18 protein-coding genes are annotated in these 19,306 nt (G+C 73.4%); 11 read left to right on the forward strand and 7 right to left on the reverse strand.

The genetic code is table 11. The features are described 5' to 3' along the window. The 4 genes from purB to F8279_RS23605 form a co-directional block, all read right to left on the reverse strand. Nucleotides 1-1,393: adenylosuccinate lyase (purB, locus tag F8279_RS23590; protein WP_151501095.1), on the reverse strand; the 1,393-nt coding region annotated here is incomplete at its 3' end. An 86-nt stretch (nucleotides 1,394-1,479) separates the two neighbouring features. Next, nucleotides 1,480-2,148, reverse strand: coding sequence for a hypothetical protein (locus tag F8279_RS23595; RefSeq protein WP_151501096.1), 669 nt, complete (start codon nucleotides 2,146-2,148; stop codon nucleotides 1,480-1,482). Next, nucleotides 2,145-2,660, reverse strand: coding sequence for a SigE family RNA polymerase sigma factor (locus tag F8279_RS23600; RefSeq protein ID WP_091414123.1), 516 nt, complete (start codon nucleotides 2,658-2,660; stop codon nucleotides 2,145-2,147). The genes F8279_RS23595 and F8279_RS23600 overlap by 4 nt, the downstream gene beginning before the upstream one ends. 95 nt (nucleotides 2,661-2,755) lie before the next feature. After that, a complete protein-coding gene (locus F8279_RS23605; protein WP_091414121.1) occupies nucleotides 2,756-4,048 on the reverse strand; it encodes an acetyl-CoA C-acetyltransferase in 1,293 nt (430 codons plus the stop codon). Between the two features lie 54 nt (nucleotides 4,049-4,102). Here F8279_RS23605 and F8279_RS23610 point away from each other — a divergent pair, with 54 nt between their 5' ends. From F8279_RS23610 to F8279_RS23640, 7 genes are all read left to right on the forward strand, one after another. Next, complete coding sequence (locus tag F8279_RS23610) at nucleotides 4,103-5,461, forward strand: 3-oxoacyl-ACP reductase (RefSeq protein ID WP_151501097.1); 1,359 nt, start codon at nucleotides 4,103-4,105, stop codon at nucleotides 5,459-5,461. After that, entirely contained in the window at nucleotides 5,461-6,516 is a 1,056-nt protein-coding gene (locus F8279_RS23615; RefSeq protein ID WP_225853385.1) for a MaoC/PaaZ C-terminal domain-containing protein, read from the forward strand. The genes F8279_RS23610 and F8279_RS23615 overlap by 1 nt, the downstream gene beginning before the upstream one ends. A gap of 86 nt (nucleotides 6,517-6,602) precedes the next feature. Next, nucleotides 6,603-7,355 (forward strand): NUDIX domain-containing protein, encoded by a 753-nt coding sequence (locus tag F8279_RS23620; protein WP_151501098.1) that lies wholly within the window; start codon nucleotides 6,603-6,605, stop codon nucleotides 7,353-7,355. Next, the gene (locus F8279_RS23625; RefSeq protein WP_151501099.1) at nucleotides 7,352-8,293 is read left to right on the forward strand and encodes a serine/threonine protein kinase; all 942 of its coding nucleotides are present in this window, start codon (nucleotides 7,352-7,354) and stop codon (nucleotides 8,291-8,293) included. Before F8279_RS23620 ends, F8279_RS23625 begins: the two co-directional genes overlap by 4 nt. A gap of 10 nt (nucleotides 8,294-8,303) precedes the next feature. Then, nucleotides 8,304-9,263 (forward strand): hypothetical protein, encoded by a 960-nt coding sequence (locus F8279_RS23630; RefSeq protein ID WP_151501100.1) that lies wholly within the window; start codon nucleotides 8,304-8,306, stop codon nucleotides 9,261-9,263. Further along, on the forward strand, nucleotides 9,260-10,519 hold the full coding sequence (locus tag F8279_RS23635) for an adenylosuccinate synthetase (RefSeq protein WP_151501101.1): 1,260 nt from the start codon (nucleotides 9,260-9,262) through the stop codon (nucleotides 10,517-10,519). The genes F8279_RS23630 and F8279_RS23635 overlap by 4 nt, the downstream gene beginning before the upstream one ends. A 24-nt stretch (nucleotides 10,520-10,543) precedes the next feature. Beyond that, entirely contained in the window at nucleotides 10,544-11,161 is a 618-nt protein-coding gene (locus F8279_RS23640) for a DedA family protein (protein WP_151501102.1), read from the forward strand. 6 nt (nucleotides 11,162-11,167) lie between these two features. Here the strand turns inward: F8279_RS23640 and F8279_RS23645 are convergent, their stop codons facing one another. Continuing rightward, entirely contained in the window at nucleotides 11,168-11,806 is a 639-nt protein-coding gene (locus F8279_RS23645; RefSeq protein ID WP_192580755.1) for a TetR/AcrR family transcriptional regulator, read from the reverse strand. Nucleotides 11,807-11,884: 78 nt separating this feature from the next. Between F8279_RS23645 and F8279_RS23650 the strand changes: the two genes are divergently transcribed. The 4 genes from F8279_RS23650 (at nucleotide 11,885) to F8279_RS23665 (ending at nucleotide 16,875) form a co-directional block, all read left to right on the forward strand. After that, nucleotides 11,885-12,337 carry an SCP2 sterol-binding domain-containing protein gene (locus tag F8279_RS23650; protein ID WP_151501104.1) on the forward strand — a complete coding sequence of 151 codons (453 nt, stop codon included), beginning with the start codon at nucleotides 11,885-11,887 and terminating at the stop codon, nucleotides 12,335-12,337. Nucleotide 12,338: 1 nt separating this feature from the next. Continuing rightward, nucleotides 12,339-13,553: an acyl-CoA dehydrogenase family protein gene (locus F8279_RS23655; RefSeq protein WP_091414103.1), complete on the forward strand. Its 1,215-nt coding sequence runs from the start codon at nucleotides 12,339-12,341 to the stop codon at nucleotides 13,551-13,553. A gap of 167 nt (nucleotides 13,554-13,720) precedes the next feature. Then, entirely contained in the window at nucleotides 13,721-15,286 is a 1,566-nt protein-coding gene (locus tag F8279_RS23660) for an AMP-binding protein (protein WP_151501105.1), read from the forward strand. A 77-nt stretch (nucleotides 15,287-15,363) separates the two neighbouring features. After that, nucleotides 15,364-16,875 (forward strand): N,N-dimethylformamidase beta subunit family domain-containing protein, encoded by a 1,512-nt coding sequence (locus F8279_RS23665; RefSeq protein WP_151501106.1) that lies wholly within the window; start codon nucleotides 15,364-15,366, stop codon nucleotides 16,873-16,875. On the opposite strand, the gene purD is transcribed toward F8279_RS23665, so the two are convergent. Both purD and F8279_RS23675 read right to left on the reverse strand, forming a co-directional pair. Beyond that, the gene (purD, locus tag F8279_RS23670; protein ID WP_151501107.1) at nucleotides 16,859-18,106 is read right to left on the reverse strand and encodes a phosphoribosylamine--glycine ligase; all 1,248 of its coding nucleotides are present in this window, start codon (nucleotides 18,104-18,106) and stop codon (nucleotides 16,859-16,861) included. The genes F8279_RS23665 and purD overlap by 17 nt on opposite strands. 90 nt (nucleotides 18,107-18,196) lie before the next feature. Beyond that, complete coding sequence (locus F8279_RS23675) at nucleotides 18,197-19,120, reverse strand: type IV toxin-antitoxin system AbiEi family antitoxin domain-containing protein (RefSeq protein WP_151501108.1); 924 nt, start codon at nucleotides 19,118-19,120, stop codon at nucleotides 18,197-18,199. Nucleotides 19,121-19,306 lie beyond the last annotated feature (186 nt).

Genomic DNA, 19,306 nt, shown 5'->3' on the forward strand with positions numbered 1-19,306 from the left:
CCTGGGGGTGGGACTCGACGACCTTGGTGATTCTTGCGGTCACGCGGTTGACCTGGTCGGCGGCGGCGCCCACGAAGGCGTTGCGGTCGGCCACCAGGATGTCGATCTCGGCCCGGGTCAGGCCCAGCCGGCCGTCCGCGGCGAGCCGGTCGAACAGGTCGTTCTCGGTCGCGCCCTTCTCCCGCATGGCCAGCGCCACGGCGACCGCGTGCTCCTTGATCACCTCGTGCGCGACCTCCCGGCCCACACCCCGGCGTACGGCGGCCACCAGCATCTTCGTGGTGGCGAGGAACGGCAGGAAGCGCTCCAGCTCCCGGTTGATCACCGCCGGGTACGGGCCGAACTCGTCCAGCACGGTGAGGAACGTCTGGAACAGCCCGTCGGCGGCGAAGAACGCGTCAGGCAGCGCGACCCGGCGCACCACCGAGCAGGAGACGTCGCCCTCGTTCCACTGGTCGCCGGCCAGCTCGCCGACCATCGACAGGTAACCCCGGATGATCACCGCGAAGCCGTTCACCCGCTCCGACGAGCGCGTGTTCATCTTGTGCGGCATGGCGCTGGAACCGACCTGACCCGGCTTGAAGCCCTCGGTGACCAGCTCCTGACCGACCATCAGCCGGATCGTGGTCGCCAGCGACGACGGCGCGGCGGCCACCTGGGCCAGCGCGGAGAGCACGTCGAAGTCCAGCGAGCGCGGGTAGACCTGGCCGACGCTGTCCAGCACCCGGCGGAAGCCCAGGTGCCCGGCCACCCGCTGCTCCAGCTCGGCCACCTTGTCGGCGTCGCCGTCGAACAGGTCGAGCTGGTCGGCGGCGGTGCCCACCGGTCCCTTGATCCCGCGCAGCGGGTAGCGGCCGATCAGGTCCTCCAGCCGCTCGTACGCGATCAGCAGCTCCTCCGCCGCCGACGCGAAGCGCTTGCCGAGCGTGGTGGCCTGCGCGGCGACGTTGTGCGACCGGCCGGTCATCACCAGCGCCGAGTACTCGCCCGCGTGCCAGCCCAGCCGGGCCAGCGTGGCGACCACCCGGTCCCGGATCAGCTCCAGCGAGGCGCGGATCTGGAGCTGCTCGACGTTCTCGGTGAGGTCGCGGGAGGTCATCCCCTTGTGCACGTGCTCGTGCCCGGCGAGCGCGCTGAACTCCTCGATCCGGGCCTTCACGTCGTGCCGGGTGACCCGCTCCCGGGCCGCGATCGAGGCCAGGTCGACCTGGTCGACCACCCGCTCGTACGCCTCGACCACCCCGTCCGGCACCGGCACGCCGAGATCACGCTGGGCCTTGAGCACCGCCAGCCAGAGCCGGCGCTCCATCCGGACCTTCTCCTCCGGCGACCAGAGAGCGACCAGTTCGGGCGAGGCGTACCGGTTGGCGAGCACGTTCGGGATCGTCGTCACGTACCTCAGTCTTTCATGACGCCCGGGCCGGCCCCGGCGACGCCGGTACCCGGTCCGGCCTGTGGGCAGGCCGGACCGGGACGCCCTCAGCCCAGCCGGATCTCGGGGTCCAGCGCGACAGCGGCCATCTCCCCGGCGGTCAGGAGGTGCCGGTCGGTGGACGAGTGCGTCTGCACCGACACGTGGGTGCCGTCGGCCCGCTCGACGGTCACGGTCCGCAGGACCGTCCGTTCGGTCACCGACCCGACCAGGTGCCTGCCCTCGGCGTCGTTGGCCACCACCAGCTCGCCTTTGGGGCCGGTGAAGGACCGGCACCTGACCTGGCCGGGAGTGCACTCGCCCGGGCCAGACGTGTGGCCGGGGCGCATCCTGCCCACGTTGATGGTCAGGTACGACCGGACCTCGCCCCGAGCGGCGATACCCACAGCGAACCAGCCGGTCATGGACTCCCACTGCAACCGCTGCACCGACCACGACGGCGTGTCGGTGACCGGGCCGTCCCAGGTCTTGCGGTCGGCGGTCGACCCGCCCTGCACCCACCGCAGGTCCGGCGCCTCCCGGTTGAACGCGACCAGGATCGCCGCCTGCAGGCGCTCCGGCTCGGACCGGGCGGTGGCCGACGCGGCCGGGCGGGTGGGCGCCGGGCCGCCGGACGCTCCGGGCTGCACGACCACGCCGACGCCGAGCGCCAGTGCCAGCACCGCCGTCGGCGGCGCGTCGCCGATCGCCTCGTCGAAGATCTGCCGGTACGTCATCTCTGCCTCCCGCTCTCCACTGCCGAATGTGGCGAGGCGAGCAGCCGCAGCGTCTCCAGCGCACGGGCGGCCTGACTCTTCACGGTTCCGGTGCTGACGCCGAGGATCTTCGCGGTCTCCTCGACCGACAGGTCGCAGTAGAAGCGGAGCACCACGACCGCCCGTCGCCTCGGCGCGAGCCGGCCCAGCATCTCCAGCAGCATCTCCCGCTCACCGACCGACGGCTCCCCGGCTGCCAGGTCCGCCCGGTCCGGCACCTCGTCGGTGCTCCGCTCCCGCCGCCACGGCCGGCGCCGCTCGTCCAGCCACGCGTTGGTGAGCATCCCCCGGACGTACGCGTCGAGGTTGTCCGCGCCGAGCGCCCGCCGCCAGTTGCGGTAGAGCTTGCTCAACGTGATCGACACCAGGTCGTCCGCCGTGTGCCAGTCCCGGCACAGCAGGTACGCCGTCCGGCGCAGCGGCTCCAGCCGGGCGGTCACGTAGTCGCGGAACTCCTCGTCGCGCCCGGTCACGGGGTGCCACCCCTCGTTCGCCTCATGCCCAGGGGACGGAACGAGCCGGCACGCGGGTTGCCCGCCCGGCCGACGAACCGGGCGGGCGTCGCCCGTCAGCGCTCGAGGATCGCGGTCACGCCCTGCCCGCCGGCCGCGCAGATGGAGATCAGGCCGCGCCCGCTCCCCTTCTGATCCAGCAGCTTGGCGAGCGTGGCGACGATCCGGCCGCCGGTGGCGGCGAACGGGTGCCCGGCCGCCAGCGACGAGCCGTTGACGTTGAGCTTGTCCCGGTCGATCGAGCCGAGCGGGGCGTCCAGGCCGAGGCGCTCCTTGCAGAACTCCGGCGACTCCCAGGCGGCCAGCGTGGCCAGCACCTGCGAGGCGAACGCCTCGTGGATCTCGTAGAAGTCGAAGTCCTGGAGGCTCAGCCCGGCGCGGGCCAGCATCCGGGGCACGGCGTACGCGGGGGCCATCAGCAGGCCCTCGTCGCCGTGCACGAAGTCGACGGCGGCGGCCTCGGACCAGGAGAACCACGCCAGCACCGGCAGGTTGTGCGCCTTGGCCCACTCCTCGGAGGCGAGCAGCACCGTCGAGGCGCCATCGGTGAGCGGCGAGGAGTTGCCGGCGGTCATGGTGGCCCGCTCGGCGTCCGCGCCGGAGGCGCCGAAGACCGGCTTGAGCGAGCCGAGCTTCTCCAGGCTGGTGTCCGGCCGCAGGTTCTGGTCGCGGGTGAGCCCCAGGTAGGGGGTCATCAGGTCGTCGAAGAACCCCTTGTCGTACGCGGCGGCGAGCCGCTGGTGCGAGCGCAGCGCCAGTTCGTCCTGCGCGGCGCGGTCGACGTTCCAGCGCAGCGCGGTCCGGGCCGCGTGCTCACCCATGGACAGCCCGGTACGGGGTTCGGCGTTGCGCGGGATGTCCGGCTTGAACGGCTGGTGCGGGCGCAGCTTCGCCGCGATCTTGAGGCGTTCGCCGAGCGTACGGGCCGAGTTGAGCTGGATCAGGGTGCGCCGCATGTCCTCGTTGACGGCGAGCGGCGCGTCGGAGGTGGTGTCGACGCCACCGGCGATTCCGACCTCGATCTGCCCGAGGGCGATCTTGTTGGCGACCAGGATGGCGGCCTCCAGCCCGGTGCCGCAGGCCTGCTGGATGTCGTACGCGGGGGTGTGCGGGTCGAGCCGGGAGCCGAGCACCACCTCGCGGGTGAGGTTGAAGTCGCGGGAGTGCTTGAGCACCGCGCCGGCCACCACCTCGCCGACCCGCTCGCCGGCCAGCCCGAACCGGGCGACCAGCCCGTCGAGCGCCGCACCGAGCATGTCGGAGTTGGACGCGTGCGCGTAGCGCGAGTTGGACCGGGCGAAGGGGATGCGGTTGCCCCCGATGACCGCGACCCGCCGGACACTCTGCACGATCGGCCTCCTCGAAACTGTTGCCCGAACCCTACTCGCCAGTAGGCTACGCCTATGACCGACAGGTACGCGAGCTTCGTCCAGACGGGGGCCGGTCGCGCGCTGGTCAAGCGCCTCGGGCTGCCCGACCCGCCCCGACTGCGCCGGCACACGCCCGGTGACCCGCTCGTTCCGGGGCCGGTCCTGCTCGGCTCCTCGGCCGGCGGCCGGATCGCCGAGCCGGCCGGCAAGATCCTGACCGCCGCCGGGGTCGAGCTGGCCGACCCGGTCGCCGCGCACGACGCCGACCGCCGCTTCGCGGCCCTGGTGTACGACGCCAGCGGCATCACCGACTCCGCCGGGCTGCGCCAGCTCTACGACTTCTTCCACCCGCAGGCCCGGTCGCTGCTGCCCAGCGGCCGGGTGATCGTGCTGGGCACCCCGCCGGGCGAGTGCGGCTCTCCCCGGGAGGCTACCGCCCAGCGCGCGCTGGAGGGCCTGACCCGCAGCATCGGCAAGGAGTTCGGCCGGGGTGTGACCGCCCAGCTCGTCTACGTGACCCGCGAGGGTGACGCCGGAACCCCGGTGAGCCTGGAGTCCACGCTCCGGTTCCTGCTCTCCGGCCGCTCCGCGTACGTCTCGGGCCAGGTCGTACGCGTCGGCACCGGCACCGCCGTCGCGCCTGCCGACTGGGACCGGCCGCTTTCCGGGCAGGTGGTGCTGGTGACCGGCGCGGCCCGGGGCATCGGCGCGGCGCTGGCGAAGGTGCTCGCCCGCGACGGCGCCCAGGTGGTGGCGCTGGACATCCCGGCGGCCGGGGACGAACTGGCCGCCGTCGCCAACGAGATCGGCGGCAGCGCGGTGCAGCTCGACCTGACCGCGCCTGATGCGCCGACCCGGCTGGCGGAGCATCTGGCGTCCCGGCACGGCCGGGTCGACGTGGTGGTGCACAACGCGGGCATCACCCGGGACAAGACGCTGGGCCGGATGGACGCCGACCGGTGGGACTCGGTGATCGACGTGAACCTGTCCAGCCAGGAGCGCATCAACGACGTGCTGCTGGAACGCGACCTGATCCCGGCCGGCGGCCGGATCGTGTCGGTCTCGTCGATCGCCGGGATCGCCGGCAACCGGGGGCAGACCAACTACGCGACGAGCAAGGCCGGCGTGATCGGCCTGGTCGACTCGCTCTCCCCGGTGCTGCGCGAGCGTGGGATCAGCCTGAACGCTGTCGCGCCGGGCTTCATCGAGACGCGGCTGACGGCGCGTATCCCGCTGACCATCCGCGAGGCGGGACGGCGGATGAACAGCATGGCCCAGGGCGGCCTGCCGGTGGACGTGGCCGAGACGATCGGTTGGCTCTCCTGGCCGGCGAGCGGCGCGGTGAGCGGCAACGTGGTCCGGGTCTGCGGCCAGAGCCTGCTGGGGGCGTGATGGCGAAGGACCACGAGGAGGACCTGACCCTGCACGACCTGATCGAGGGCCCCACCCGCGACCTGACCTCCGCCCGAGCCGCCGCCCTGGCCCAGACCAACGCCCGCCCAGCGTCCGACGATCATGAGGTTGACGGCACTTCTGGAGATCCACAAGGCAGCCAACTTCATGATCGACGGAGTGAAGGGGCGGCGGGGCGGCGGCGGGTCGCGCTGGACGGGTTGCCTGCCAGTGGGGCGCTCTACCGGCGTGCGCTGCTGGGAGCGGTGCCCGGGGTCGGAGGGCGGCGCGGGACGGACGTGCCGGCGCTGGAACTCGCCGTCGGTGGGGTCGCGGTGGACCAGGGGCATCTGGCGGACTACGACCGGGTGTGCGGGTTCCGGCTCACCGACCGGCTGCCGGCGACGTACCTGCACGTGCTCGGGTTCCCGCTGTCGCTGCGGCTGATGACGAGTCCGGGCTTCCCGATCCCGCTCACCGGCGTGGTGCACGTGGCCAACCGGATCACCGTGCACCGGCCGGTCGAGGTCGGCGAGAGCGTCGACTTCCACACGTACGCGGAGAACCTGCGCCCGCACGAGCGGGGCCGCCAGCTCGACGTGGTGCTGATCGGGTCGATCGGCGGCGAGGAGGTGTGGCGCGGCGTGTCCACGTACCTCGGGAAGGAGCGCGCCGCAGGCGGCGGCCCGCGGCGCGACCGGGGTGACCGCCCGGCGCCGCCGGCCTTCTCGGCCCAATGGCGGGTGACGCCCCAGGTGGGTACGGACTACGCGCGCGTCTCCGGCGACCACAACCCGATCCACACCTCGAAGCTGGGCGCGCGGCTGTTCGGTTTCCCGCGCCCGATCGCGCACGGCATGTGGAGCAAGGCCCGCTGCCTGGCCGCGTTGGAGCCGCGGCTACCCGAGGCGTACACGGTGGACGTGTCGTTCAAGCTACCGGTGCCGCTGCCGTCGACTGTGGCGTTCAGCGCCTCGGCGGCGGGCGCGGGCTGGGACTTCGCGCTGCACAGCGCCCGGGACGGGAGACCGCACCTGGTCGGCTCCGTGCGCTGAGTGAAAGAGGGGACTTGCCGTCCCCTCTTTTCGGCGCTAAGTTGTTCTCAGATTGAGTTGTTCTCAACCTGAGAGAGTGAGCGGCCGTGAACGAGCAGGACTTCCTCGCCGGGTACGACCCCCGGGACTACCCGGCGGTCGCGGTCACCGTCGACGTGGTCGCGCTGACCATCCGCGAGGGCGCGCTGCACCTGCTGCTGATCCGCCGGGGCGCGCCGCCCTACGCGGGGCACTGGGCACTGCCCGGCGGCTTCGTCCAGCCGGACGAGGACCTGGCCACCGGTGCCCGGCGCGAGCTGGCCGAGGAGACCGGCCTCGGCGGCGAGCGGCTGCGCCGGGTGCACCTGGAACAGCTCGGCAGCTACGGCGCGCCCGACCGCGACCCGCGCATGCGGGTGGTCTCGGTCGCGCACCTGGCGTTCGCCCCCGGCCTGCCCGACCCGGTCGCCGACACCGACGCCGACGAGGCGATCTGGCTGCCGGTCACCGCGCTGACCAGCCGGCAGCTCGCCTTCGACCACGGCCGGATCATCGACGACGGCTTGGAGCGCGCCCGCTCCAAGCTGGAGTACACGCCGCTGGCCACCCGGTTCCTCGCCCCCGAGTTCACGATCACCGAGCTGCGCGAGGTCTACGAGACGGTCTGGGGCCACCCGCTGCACGCCGGCAACTTCCACCGCAAGGTGCTCTCGGTGCCCGGCCTCGTGGAGAGCACCGGCGGCAGCACCGAACGCGGCGGCGCGCGCGGCGGCCCCCGGGCCAAGCTCTACCGCGCCGGAGACGCCCGGCTGCTGCACCCGGCGCTGCTGCGCCCCGCCCGGGAGGAGACGGTGCGGTGAGGACCGAGGAGGCGATCCGGCTGGTCACCGCCGCGCGCACCGACGCCGACCTGTTCGGCACCGAGGCGCCGGCCCGCCGCTACCGCGAGCTGGTCGGCGCGCTGCACCCCGACCGGCTGGGCGCGGCCGACCCGCTGGTACGCGCCGCCGCGGCCGAAGCGCTCGTCACAGTCACCACCCGGTGGCGCACCCCCGCCCCGACGTACGCCGGCGACGTCGCCGACCTGCACGACCACGGGGACGGGCGGCTGCTGAAGGTGGCCCGGCACCCGGGCGACAACGACCTGATGGCCCGCGAGGCGCGCGCGTTGCGCCGGATCGCCGAGCACGGCGACGCCCGGCACCTCGCGTACGTGCCCCGGCTCGTCGACTCCTACCCGGCGCGTGACCCGTCGACCGGGGTGCAACGGCAGGTCAACGAGCTGGTGACCGTACCCGGGCTGCACAGCCTGGACGACGTGCGCCGCGCGTACCCGGACGGGCTGGACCCGCGCGACGCGGCCTGGATGTGGCGGCGGCTGCTCGTGGCGCTCGGCCTGGCCCACCGGGCCGGCGTGGTGCACGGCGCGGTGCTGCCCCGGCACGTGCTGATCGAGCCGGACGCGCACGGCGTGGTGCTCGTCGACTGGTGCTTCTCGGCCGAGCCGGGCGGGCTCGTGCCGGCGCTGGTGCCCGGCCACGAGGACTGGTATCCGCCGGAGGTCGCCGCGAAGCGGCAGTGCGGCCCGGGCACCGACATCGCGATGGCCACCCGCTGCATGACCTGGCTGATGGGCGACCGCGCGCCGCGCGAGCTGCGCGCCTTCGCCGACGGCTGCCAGGGCACCGCGCTCGCCACCCGGCCGGACGACGCCTGGCGGCTGCTGCGCGAACTGGACGAGGTGCTGCACCGGCTGTACGGGCCGCGCACCTTCCGACCCTTCACCCTCAACCCGTAGGGAGGCTGCCATGGGCAGTGGAATCTGGTCCACCGACGTGTACGACACCGCCGACCGTTACCGGCGCCGCACCGGCAAGAGCGCGTTCTCGTACAGCGACAGCGGCGCACGGAAGGTGCACCCGGCGCTCGACCCGCGCGACGCGCTGCGGGAGAGCCGCGACTCCGCCGAGCACCCGCAGTCGACGCCGATCGCCGTGCTGTTCGACGTCACCGGCTCGATGGGGCACGTGCCCCGGGTGTTGCAGAGCAAGCTGCCGCAGCTGCTGGGCCTGCTGCTGCGCCAGGGGTACGCCAAGGATCCGCAGGTCATGTTCGGCGCGATCGGCGACGCCACCTGCGACCGGGTGCCGTTGCAGGTCGGGCAGTTCGAGTCCGACAACCGGATGGACGACGACCTCGGCCGGATCGTGCTGGAGGGCGGCGGTGGCGGCCAGATGATGGAGTCGTACGAGCTGGCGCTCTACTTCATGGCCCGCCACACGGCCACCGACAGCTGGGACAAGCGCGGCCGGCGCGGCTACCTGTTCATCATCGGCGACGAGCTGGCGTACCCGGCGGTGAAGACCGCGGAGGTGACCCGGCTGATCGGCGACGACCTGCGGGAGGACGTGCCGGTCCGGCAGATCGTCGACGAGGTGACCGCGCGCTGGGACACCTACTACCTGCTGCCCGCCGGCAGCCACTACGCGGGCAACCGCAAGGTGCTGGACTTCTGGCGCGGTCTGCTCGGGCAGAACGCGGTCGAGCTGGACGACCTGGACGCGGTCTGCGAGACGATCGCGCTCACCGTCGGCCTGGGCGAGCAGGCAATCGACCTGGACGCCGGGCTGCGCGACCTGGACCGGGCCGGCTCCACCGCCACCCGGACGGTGTCGAAGGCGCTGGCCCGGCTCGGCTCGGGGCGGCGCGCGGTGGCGGCGCTGCCGTTCAGCCCGGCCGACGGCGGAAGCGGGGTCACCCGGCTGTGAACCACGTGATGGTGGTCGACCTCGGCTACGGCGACGCCGGCAAGGGCACCGTGGTGGACCTGCTCTGCGCCACCCGGCAGGTCCACACGGTGGTCCGGTTCAACGGGGGCGCGCAGGCGGCGCACAACGTCGTCCTGCGCGACGGGCGGCACCACACGTTCGCGCAGTTCGGCGCCGGGACGTTCCGTCCGGGCGTACGGACGCACCTGGCGCGGCACGTGGTGGTGGACCCGCTGGCGCTGGCCGCCGAGGCCGACCACCTCGCGTCGGTCGGCGTGCCCGACGCGCTCGACCGTCTGACAGTGGACGGGGAGGCGCTGCTCGCCACCCCGTACCACCGGGCCGCCAACCGCGCCCGGGAGATCGCCCGGGGAGCCGACCGGCACGGCTCCTGCGGGCTCGGGGTGGGCGAGGCGGTCGCGTACGGTCTCGCCCACCCCGACGAGGCACCCCGGGTGGCGGACTGCCGCCGCCCGGCGGTGCTGCGCCGGCGGCTGACCGCGCTGCGCGACCGGCTCACCGCCGAGCTGGGACCGCTCGACGCGCCGCCGGTGGAGGACTGCCTGCCCGCGTACGCGGCCTTCGCGCGCCGGGTGGCGATCGTCGACCGGACCTGGCTCGCGGGCGCGCTGCGCGAGGGCACCTGCGTGTTCGAGGGCGCGCAGGGGGTGCTGCTGGACGAGTGGCACGGCTTCCACCCGTACACGACGTGGAGCACCACGACGTTCGCCAACGCCGAGACGCTGCTCGCCGAGGCGGGGATGGCCGGGACCGCGCAGCGGCTCGGCGTGCTGCGCACGACCACCACCCGGCACGGTCCCGGGCCGCTGGTCACCGAGGATGCGGCGCTGCCGTTCACCGACCGGCACAACGGGACGAACCCCTGGCAGGGCCGGTTCCGGTTCGGGCACTTCGACGCGGTCGCCCACCGGTACGCGCTGGAGGTGGCGGGCGGCGTGGACGGGCTGGCGCTGACCCACCTCGACCTGGCCGGCCCGAAGCTGCGGATCTGCCGCCGGTACGAGGACACCGACCGGCTCGTCCCCGGCCCGACCGGTGACCTGGACCGGCAGGCCGCGCTCGCCCGGCGGCTGCTGCGCGCCCGGCCGGTGCTGGACGAGGCGCCGGGCGACTGGGCGGCGACCGTCTCGGAGGCGCTGGGCGCGCCGGTGGTACTCACCTCGCGCGGGCCCACGGCCGAGGAGAAGGAAGGGCCCCTGCTCGACGCCTTTTGCCTGAGAAGCGCCCCTGCCTGACACCGCACCACCGAGCATGGGTGCATGGGGGACGTGCTCGACCTGCTGCACCACACGGTGACCTCGCCGTGGGTGTATCTGCTGATCATCGCGGTCACCGCGGTCGACGCGTTCTTCCCGGCGGTACCGGGCGAGACGGTGGTGATCACCGCCGGGGTCTTCGCGGCGGGCGGCGAGCCGAACCTGGTGCTGGTGATCGTGACCGCCGCGTTCGGCGCGCTCCTCGGCGATCACATCTCGTACGGGATCGGGCGCGGCGGCGGCGCGCACCGGCTGGCCCGGTTCCCGGCGGACAGCAGGCGGCGGGCCAGCTCGGAGTGGGCCCGCCGGGCGGTCGACAGGCGCGGCGGGATGATCCTGACCACCGCCCGGTACGTCCCCGGCGGCCGGACCGCCGTCACGCTGACCATGGGCGCGGTCCGCTATCCGGCACGCACGTTCCTGCTGTACGACGGTCTGGCGTGTGCCACCTGGGGGACCTACTGCGGGCTGCTCGGCTACTTCGGCGGCCTGGCGTTCGAGCACAACCCGCTGTCCGGGCTGCTCGCCGGCGTCGCCATCTCGCTTGCCGTCACCGGCCTGTTCGAGGCCGTCCGCTGGGGCCGGCGGCGGGCGCACCGGCGGGCCGCCGCGCCCCGCTGACCGGCGTCACGCCATCGGCGGATGCCAGCTGACGCCGCGCAGCAACTGGTCAGCACCGAGCCAGGCCACGTTCATCATCCGGGTCGCGGTCTTTCCGGCGTCGGCCTCGGGGTGGTCGGCCAGCCAGTCGGCGAGCGACTCGCTGGCGCCGACGAGCGCGTACGAGACCACCTCCAGGTCGGTGGCGCCGACCTCACGGCCGGAGGCGCGCAGCGCGTGGTCGAGCATCCCGGCGACCACCTCGACCAGCCGCCCCCGCATGGCGGCGAGTTCGGCGGCGAACGGCTGGGAGCCGCGGGCCTGCCGGTAGAGCACCGCCCAGCCGTCGCGGTGCGCGCCGACGAAGCCGAAGAACGCGCGCAGCCCGCGCCAGAGCCGCTCGTCGGCGGGCAGGTCGGGGGCGGCGGCGCCGGCGATCGCCTCCATCATCCGGGTGCTCTCCCGGTGCAGGCAGGCGATGAAGAGTTCCTCCTTGGTGCCGAGATAGGCGTAGACCATCGGCTTGGAGATGCCGGCGTCGTCGGCGATCTCGTCCATGCTGGCGGCGTGGAAGCCGCGGCGGGAGAACACCTTCACCGCCGCGTCGAGCATCTGCTGCTCGCGTACGGCCCGAGGGAGGCGCTTGAAGGTCGGCGTGCTGGACACCCTTGCGAGCATACCTACCCGTGCGTAAGGTTACGCCAGAGTAACCAAAGTGGCCCCGCCCGAGAGGTGCAATCCCCCATGACTGACTTCGACCCGGCCAACTTCGCGAACGTCGGCCCGAAGGAGTTCGCGCAGCTGGTCAAGTCCACGCCGGACGCCAAGATCGCCGAGATCATGTCCGGCGAGTCGCGCGGCAAGATCCTCAGCGAGGTCTTCAACCGGATGCCCTCGCTGTTCCGCGCGGACCGCGCCGGTGCCACCAACGCGGTCATCCACTGGAACATCACCGGCCGCCCGGACGGTGGCACCGACACCTACGAGATCGTCATCGAGAACGGCACCTGCACCGCCTCGGAGACCCCGACCCGTGACCCGAAGCTGAGCCTCACCATGGGCCCGGTCGAGTTCCTGAAGATCGTCTCCGGCGGCGCCAACCCGGTGATGATGTTCATGACCGGCAAGCTGAAGGCCAAGGGCGACCTGGGCCTGGCCGCCAACATCGCCAACCTGTTCGACATCCCCAAGGGCTGACATGGCCGAGTTCTCGCTAGACCTGAACGAGGAACAGCGGGACCTTCGCGACTGGGTGCACGGCTTCGCCGCCGAGGTCGTGCGCCCGGCCGCGGCCGAGTGGGACGCCCGGGAGGAGACCCCCTGGCCGATCATCCAGGAGGCCGCGAAGGTCGGACTGTACGGGTTCGAGTTCCTCGCCACCTGCTGGGCCGACCCCACCGGCCTCTCCCTGCCGATTGCCAGCGAGGAACTCTTCTGGGGTGACGCCGGCATCGGCCTGAGCATCTTCGGCACCTCCCTCGCGGTCGCCGCGATCTACGGCGCCGGCACCCCCGACCAGCTCGTCGAGTGGGTGCCGCAGTGCTTCGGCGACGTCGACCAGCCGGCAGTGGCCGCGTTCTGCACGAGCGAGCCGGAGGCCGGCTCCGACGTCGGTTCGATGCGTACCCGCGCCGTCTACGACGAGGCCACCGACGAGTGGGTGCTCAACGGGCAGAAGGCGTACGCCACCAACGGCGGCATCGCCGGGGTGCACGTGGTCACCGCCTCGATCGAGCCCGAGCTGGGCTCGCGCGGCCAGGCCGCGTTCGTCGTACCCCCGGGCACGCCCGGTCTGACCGCCACCCGCAAGCTGCGCAAGCTCGGGCTGCGGGCCTCGCACACCGCTGACGTCTTCCTCGACGACGTCCGGGTGCCCGGCCGCTGCCTGCTCGGCGGCAAGGACGCGCTCGACGAGCGGCTGGCCCGCGCCCGGTCCGGGCAGCGCGCCTCCGGCCAGGCGGCGATGCGGACGTTCGAGCTGTCCCGCCCGACAGTCGGCGCGCAGGCGCTCGGCGTGGCCCGCGCCGCGTACGAGTACGCCCTGGACTACGCCAAGGAGCGGGTCCAGTTCGGACGGCCGATCATCCAGAACCAGGCGGTCGCGTTCGCGCTCGCCGACATGAAGATGGAGATCGACGCAGCGCGGCTGCTGGTCTGGCGCGCCTCCTGGATGGGCCGCAACAACCGGCCGTTCACCGCCGGCGAGGGCTCGATGTCCAAGCTCAAGGCCGGCGAGGTGGCCGTCTCGGTGACCGACAAGGCGGTCCAGCTCCTCGGCGGCGCGGGCTTCCTGCGCGACCACCCGGTCGAGCGGTGGTACCGCGACGCCAAGATCTACACCATCTTCGAGGGCACCTCCGAGATCCAGCGGCTGGTCATCTCCCGGGCCATCTCCGGGATGCAGATCCGCTGACCGCCGGCGGGCCGCGGCCCGACCCGTGACGACGCCGCGTGCCGTCGCGGGCCGGGCCGCCGCTCCCGGGCCGACCCGAACCGCGATCGGGCACAAGATCATGCAGAACCGGACGGCCGACCGTCCGGAGCCTGGTCGACGAACCACGAACGCGAAGGAGTTGCGCCTTGGACCTGCCGTTCATCGCCGCCACGCTGACCCGACGTGGACTGCTCGCCCCGGGCGGACCGATCCGCGTGGTCTCCCAGCTCAACGCGCTGCGCCGGTGGGGCTGGAGCCTCGCCGGGGAGCTGCGCCAGGCCGCCGCCCGCGACCCCGGTCGCGTCGCCTTGGTCGACGAGCGCGGCGCCACCATGACGTACCAGGAACTGCTCGACCGCTCCGAACGGCTGGCCCGGTCGCTGCGGTCCCACCTCGGCGTCCAGACCGGCGACCGGGTGGGGGTGCTCTGCCGCAACCACCACGGCCTGATCGAGGCGATAGTGGCGGCGATGCTGCTCGGCGCGGACGCCGTCCTGGTCAACACCGGGCTGTCCGCCGCGCAACTGGTGACAGTGGCCGAGGAACAGGGCCTGCGCGTCCTGGTGCACGACGGCGAGTTCACCGAGCGCGTCCTCGGCCTCCCGGCCGAGCTGCACCGGGTCGACGAGCGGCGGCAGGAGGAGCTGATCGCCGCGGCGGTCCCCGGCGAGAAGCTCCAGCCGCCGGAGCGCGACGGGCGCACCATAGTGCTCACCTCCGGCACCACCGGCGCACCCAAGGGCGCCCGCCGGCCCACCCCGCACGGCTTCGGCCCGCTGGTGTCCATCATCGACCGCATCCCGCTGCACGCGAAGAACACCGTGATGATCGCCGCGCCGGTCTTCCACACCTGGGGGTACGCCGCGCTTCAGGTCTCGTTCGCGCTGCGCGCCACCGTCGTGCTGCACCGCCGCTTCGAGCCGGCCGCCACGCTCGCCGCGCTCGTCGACCAGCGGTGCGACGCGATGTTCGCCGTACCGGTGATGCTGCAACGGCTGATGGAGGTCGCGCCGCCGCAGCCCCGGCCGCCGCTCAAGGTGGTGGCGGTCAGCGGATCCGCGCTGCCCGGCAACCTGGCCACCGCGTTCATGGACCGCTACGGCGACGTGCTCTACAACCTCTACGGCTCGACCGAGGTCTCCTGGGCCTCCATCGCCGGCCCACGCGAACTGCGCGCCGCGCCCACCACCGCGGGCCGGCCGCCGCACGGCACCCGGCTGGCCATCCTCGACGAGAACGGCCGGCCGGTCCGGGACGGTGAGGTCGGGCGCATCTTCGTGGGAAACGAGATGCTGTTCGAGGGCTACACCTCGGGCACCGGCCGGGAGAGCCGCGACGGCCTGCTGGACACCGGCGACCTGGGCCGGCTCAACGCCGACGGGCTCCTCTTCGTCGACGGCCGCGCCGACGACATGATCGTTTCCGGCGGCGAGAACGTCTTCCCGTCCGAGGTGGAGGACCTGATCGCCCGGCTGCCGCAGGTCCGCGAGGTCGCCGTGATCGGCGTACCGGACCCCGACTACGGCCAGCGGCTGGCCGCGTTCCTGGCGCTGCGCACCGGCGAGACGCTCGACCCGGAGGCGGTCCGCGAGTACGTCCGGCGCTACCTGGCCCGCTTCTCAGTGCCCCGTGACGTGGTGTTCGTCAAGTACCTGCCACGCAACGCCACCGGCAAGGTGCTCAGCCGGGAGCTGCGCCGCTACTTCGACTGATCGACATCGGTCAGACAGCTCGGCCCTCCCGGTGCTACGGTCTCCCCCGATCGAACGGGGAGACGGGGTGTACCACAATGGACCGATTTCGGCGCCGTACCGCTCTCGGCCTCTTCGTCGGCGGGGCGTCCGCCGTTGCCCTCGGCCCGCTCGACCCGGTCTTCGGCGGCCGGCCCGGCGACTCGCCCAACCGGTTGCCGATCCCGCCGGTCTCGCCGGTCGAGCGGGAGAACCACGCCGCCGGTGAGCCGTGGTGGCCGGAGGACGACGGCCGGGCCGCCGACGACCGCCGGCGCCAGATCCAGGGGTACGCCTCGACGACGAGCGTCGCCCACGGCGAGGAGATCGAGTTCCACGTCGCGGTCAACCCGGCCGGACGGTTCCGGATCAGCGTGCACCGCCTCGGCTGGTACGGCGGCGCGGGCGCCCGCACGATGCTGACCAGCCCCGAGCTGCGCGGTGTGCCGCATCCGGTGCCGATCGCCGACCCGGACACCGGCGTGCTCGACTGCCGGTGGCCGGTGTCCTGGCGGCTGCCCGTCCCGCACGACTGGGCCTCCGGCCTCTACCAGGCGGTCTTCACCTCGGCCGACGGCTGGCAGGCCTGCGCGCCGTTCGTGGTGCGCGACGACCGGCGCCCGGCCGCGCTGTGCGTGGTGCTGCCGGTGACCACCTGGCAGGCGTACAACCAGTGGCCGCGCGACCGGCGGGTCGGCAAGAGCCTGTACGGCGGCTACCGGCCCGACGGGCGGCGCGACCCCGAGCTGCGAGCCCGCGCTGTCACGTTCGACCGTCCCTACTCCGGCGCCGGCCGGCCCTTCCACTTCGACCGCGACGAGGCCGCGATCCGGTGGCTGGAACGCAACCTGTACGACGTCAGCTACGCCACCAGCTTCGACCTGCACTCCGGCCGGCTCGATCCGGCCCGGTACCGGGGCCTGGTCTTCTGCGGGCACGACGAGTACTGGTCGGCCGAGATGCGCCGGGCCACCGAGGTCGGACTGGCCGGGGGCACCAGCCTGGCGTTCCTCGGCGCGAACAGCGTCTACTGGCACGCCCGTGTCCACCCCGCCGCCGACGGCCGCCCCGAGCGGGTCGTCGAGTGCGCCAAGACCGACCCCCGTCGGGGTGCCGACGGCAGCGACCCGACGTTGACCTGGCGAATCCTCGACCAGCCTGAACAGGCGCTGCTCGGCGTGCAGTACAACGGCATCGTGCTGACCCCGCAGCCGCTCGTGGTGCGCGGTGCCGACAACTGGGTGTGGGCCGGCACCGGCGTGGCAGACGGCGACCGCATCCCGGGGGTGGTCGCGGGCGAGGCGGACGGGGTGCACGCCGCCCTCGCCCGGCCCGCCGGAACCACGCTCAGCTCGTCACCGTACCCGGCCCAGCAGGGCGGGCGGCGGGTCCAGAACAGCCACGTCTACGAGACGGCACGCGGCGCGGTGGTCTTCGCCAGCGGCACGCTCGGCTGGACCCTGGCACTGGACCGGCAGGGGCACCGTGACCCGCGCATCGAGCGGGCCACGGCGAACGTGCTGAACCGGATGGCCGGCCGGCGCCCCGCAGCGGTCAGCCCGGGACCGTGATCCGGCCGTCCACCGCCGCCGACGCGATGTCGGTGCGGTGGTGGGAACCAGCCAGCTCGACGTCGCGTACCAGGGCGTAGGCGGCGTCGCGCGCGGCGGCCAGGTCCGGCCCGGTCGCCGTACCGCAGAGGACCCGGCCACCCGCGGAGCGCAACGTGCCGTCGGCGTCCCGGCGGGTGCCGGCGTGGATGATCCCGGCGCGGTCCGCGCCGGTGATCACGTCACCGGTACGCGGGCCCGCCGGATAGCCGTCAGCCGCCACCACGACGGTGACCGCCGCGCCGTCGCGCCAGCGCAGCGGCGGGTGCGCGCCCAGCGTGCCGGTGGCGGCGGCGTGCAGCAGCCCGCCCAGTGGCGTCTCCAGCAGGGCGAGCACGACCTGCGTCTCCGGGTCGCCGAAGCGCGCGTTGAACTCGATCACGCGCGGGCCGGACGGGGTGATCGCCAGGCCCACGTAGAGCAGACCGGCGAACGGGGTGCCCCGGCGGCGCAGCTCGGCCAGCGTCGGGTGCACCACGTCGCGCATGACGTCGTCCACCAGACCGGGCGGGGCCCACGGCAGCGGCGCGTACGCGCCCATGCCGCCGGTGTTCGGCCCGGTGTCGCCGTCGCCGACCCGCTTGAAGTCCTGCGCCGGCAGCAGCGGCACGGCCGCCTCGCCGTCGGTCACCACGAACAGGGAGACCTCGGGGCCGGACAGGTACTCCTCGATCACCACCCGGCCGCACTCCGCGGCGTGCCGCTCGGCTTCGGCCCGGTCGTCGGTGACCACCACGCCCTTGCCGGCGGCGAGCCCGTCGTCCTTCACCACGTACGGCGCGCCGAACTCGTCCAGCGCACGCGCCACCGCTGCCGCGTCCTCGCAGGTGTACGCGCGGGCGGTCGGCACTGCCGCGGCAGTCATCACGTCCTTGGCGAACGTCTTCGAGCCCTCCAGCCGGGCCGCCTCCGCGCTCGGGCCGAACACCGCGATGCCCTTGGCGCGTACCGCGTCGGCGACGCCCGCCACCAGCGGCGCCTCCGGCCCGACGACCACCAGGTCGGCCGCGACCTCGACGGCGAGGGCCGCCACGGCCGCCGGGTCAGTGGGTGTCACCTCCCGCAGCTCGGCCAGGGCCGCGATCCCCGGATTCCCCGGAGCCGCGACGAGCGCCTCGACAGCCGGGTCACCGGCGAGTCCGAGCGCGAGAGCGTGCTCCCGCCCACCACCACCCACAAGAAGTACGCGCACGACCGGCATCCTACTGACCACCCCACCCCACCCCGTCGATCAAGGAGTTTGCGTCTCAGATTGAGGTGCTCGGGTCCGCAAACTCCTTGATCACCGACGCATCAGGGCGTGTTTGACTGTCTGGGGGATGTAGTCGGGGCGCAGGGTGTCGGACCAGGTGAAGCGGAGGATCCGCCAGCCGGCGTTGACCAGGCGGTTCTGCCGGAAGCGGTCCGCGTAGACGGCCTGGGGCGTCAGGTGCGGGGCCCGGCCGTCCGCCTCCGCGATCAGGCGCGCGCGCCGCCAGGCCAGATCCCCGATGCCGAGCAGGTAACCGTCCTCGTCCCGTACCGGCAGTTGCAGGACGTCCGGCGGCACGCCACCGTCGACGCACCGGAGCCGGGCGCGGGTCTCCAGGGGCGACTGGGCCCGGCCGTCCGCCTCGGCCAGGTATCCCCGCGCGGCGACCGCCCCTCGGCGTCCGGCGAGGTGCGCGAGCACCAGGGGCAGGTCGTCCTCGGCCAGGATCCCCTGGTTGAGCGCGGAGTCGAGGACACACACCGCCGGGTAGCGCCGGGCGCGTAGCAACACGTCGGCGACGGTGCGCGCCGGTGTGGTGACCGGTACACCGCCGACCCGGCACACGTCCGCATCGACGAGCGCCAACTGGTGCATCGTCAGGCCCGGCTCCGCTCGGCGCTGCACGTGCGGTCGATCCGGCGGCACCGAGACGTGGATCACCGCCGTCGGTGCAAGGCCGGCGATGCCGTGCAGTTCGGCGGCGGTACTCAGCACGGCGACCGCGCCCTGCCCGAGGCTCGCGATCGTGGCGCGGATCATGGCCCGTCGCAGTGCCACCGGCGCCGGCCCGGCCGGGGAGGGCAGGTAGCAGCCGCGCGAGAGTCGCGTCCACCGTCCGGACCGGACGAGATACCTGATCTGCTCCCGGCCTAGGCCCAGGCGCAACGCCTGCCCGGCCGTCACGAACCCGCCCTGCGTTGCGGCCAGCCGCCTCAGCTCGTCGAATTCACCCACACGCGCAGGCTCCCCCGCACCACCCCACAGCCGACACCCCTGTGGACAACCACCCTCCCGCAGCCCGTCACGCCTCCACCCCCGTGCCCTTCACCTCGGTGATCAAGGAGTTTGTGTCCGGATCCGACGCCGAACTGAACACAAACTCCTTGATCACCGAGGTGAAGGGCACGGGGGTGGAGGCGT

Source organism: Micromonospora sp. AMSO1212t (assembly GCF_008868145.1).
Lineage (GTDB): Bacteria > Actinomycetota > Actinomycetes > Mycobacteriales > Micromonosporaceae > Micromonospora > Micromonospora tulbaghiae.

Excerpts from the sequence above, each read along its gene's own strand:
- F8279_RS23595 (WP_151501096.1), bottom strand. The coding sequence starts at position 2,148 with ATGACGTACCGGCAGATCTTCGACGAGGCGATCGGCGACGCGCCGCCG.
- F8279_RS23610 (WP_151501097.1), top strand. The coding sequence starts at position 4,103 with ATGACCGACAGGTACGCGAGCTTCGTCCAGACGGGGGCCGGTCGCGCG.
- F8279_RS23615 (WP_225853385.1), top strand. The coding sequence starts at position 5,461 with ATGGCGAAGGACCACGAGGAGGACCTGACCCTGCACGACCTGATCGAG.
- F8279_RS23630 (WP_151501100.1), top strand. The coding sequence starts at position 8,304 with ATGGGCAGTGGAATCTGGTCCACCGACGTGTACGACACCGCCGACCGT.
- F8279_RS23640 (WP_151501102.1), top strand. The coding sequence starts at position 10,544 with ATGGGGGACGTGCTCGACCTGCTGCACCACACGGTGACCTCGCCGTGG.
- F8279_RS23650 (WP_151501104.1), top strand. The coding sequence starts at position 11,885 with ATGACTGACTTCGACCCGGCCAACTTCGCGAACGTCGGCCCGAAGGAG.
- F8279_RS23655 (WP_091414103.1), top strand. The coding sequence starts at position 12,339 with ATGGCCGAGTTCTCGCTAGACCTGAACGAGGAACAGCGGGACCTTCGC.
- F8279_RS23665 (WP_151501106.1), top strand. The coding sequence starts at position 15,364 with ATGGACCGATTTCGGCGCCGTACCGCTCTCGGCCTCTTCGTCGGCGGG.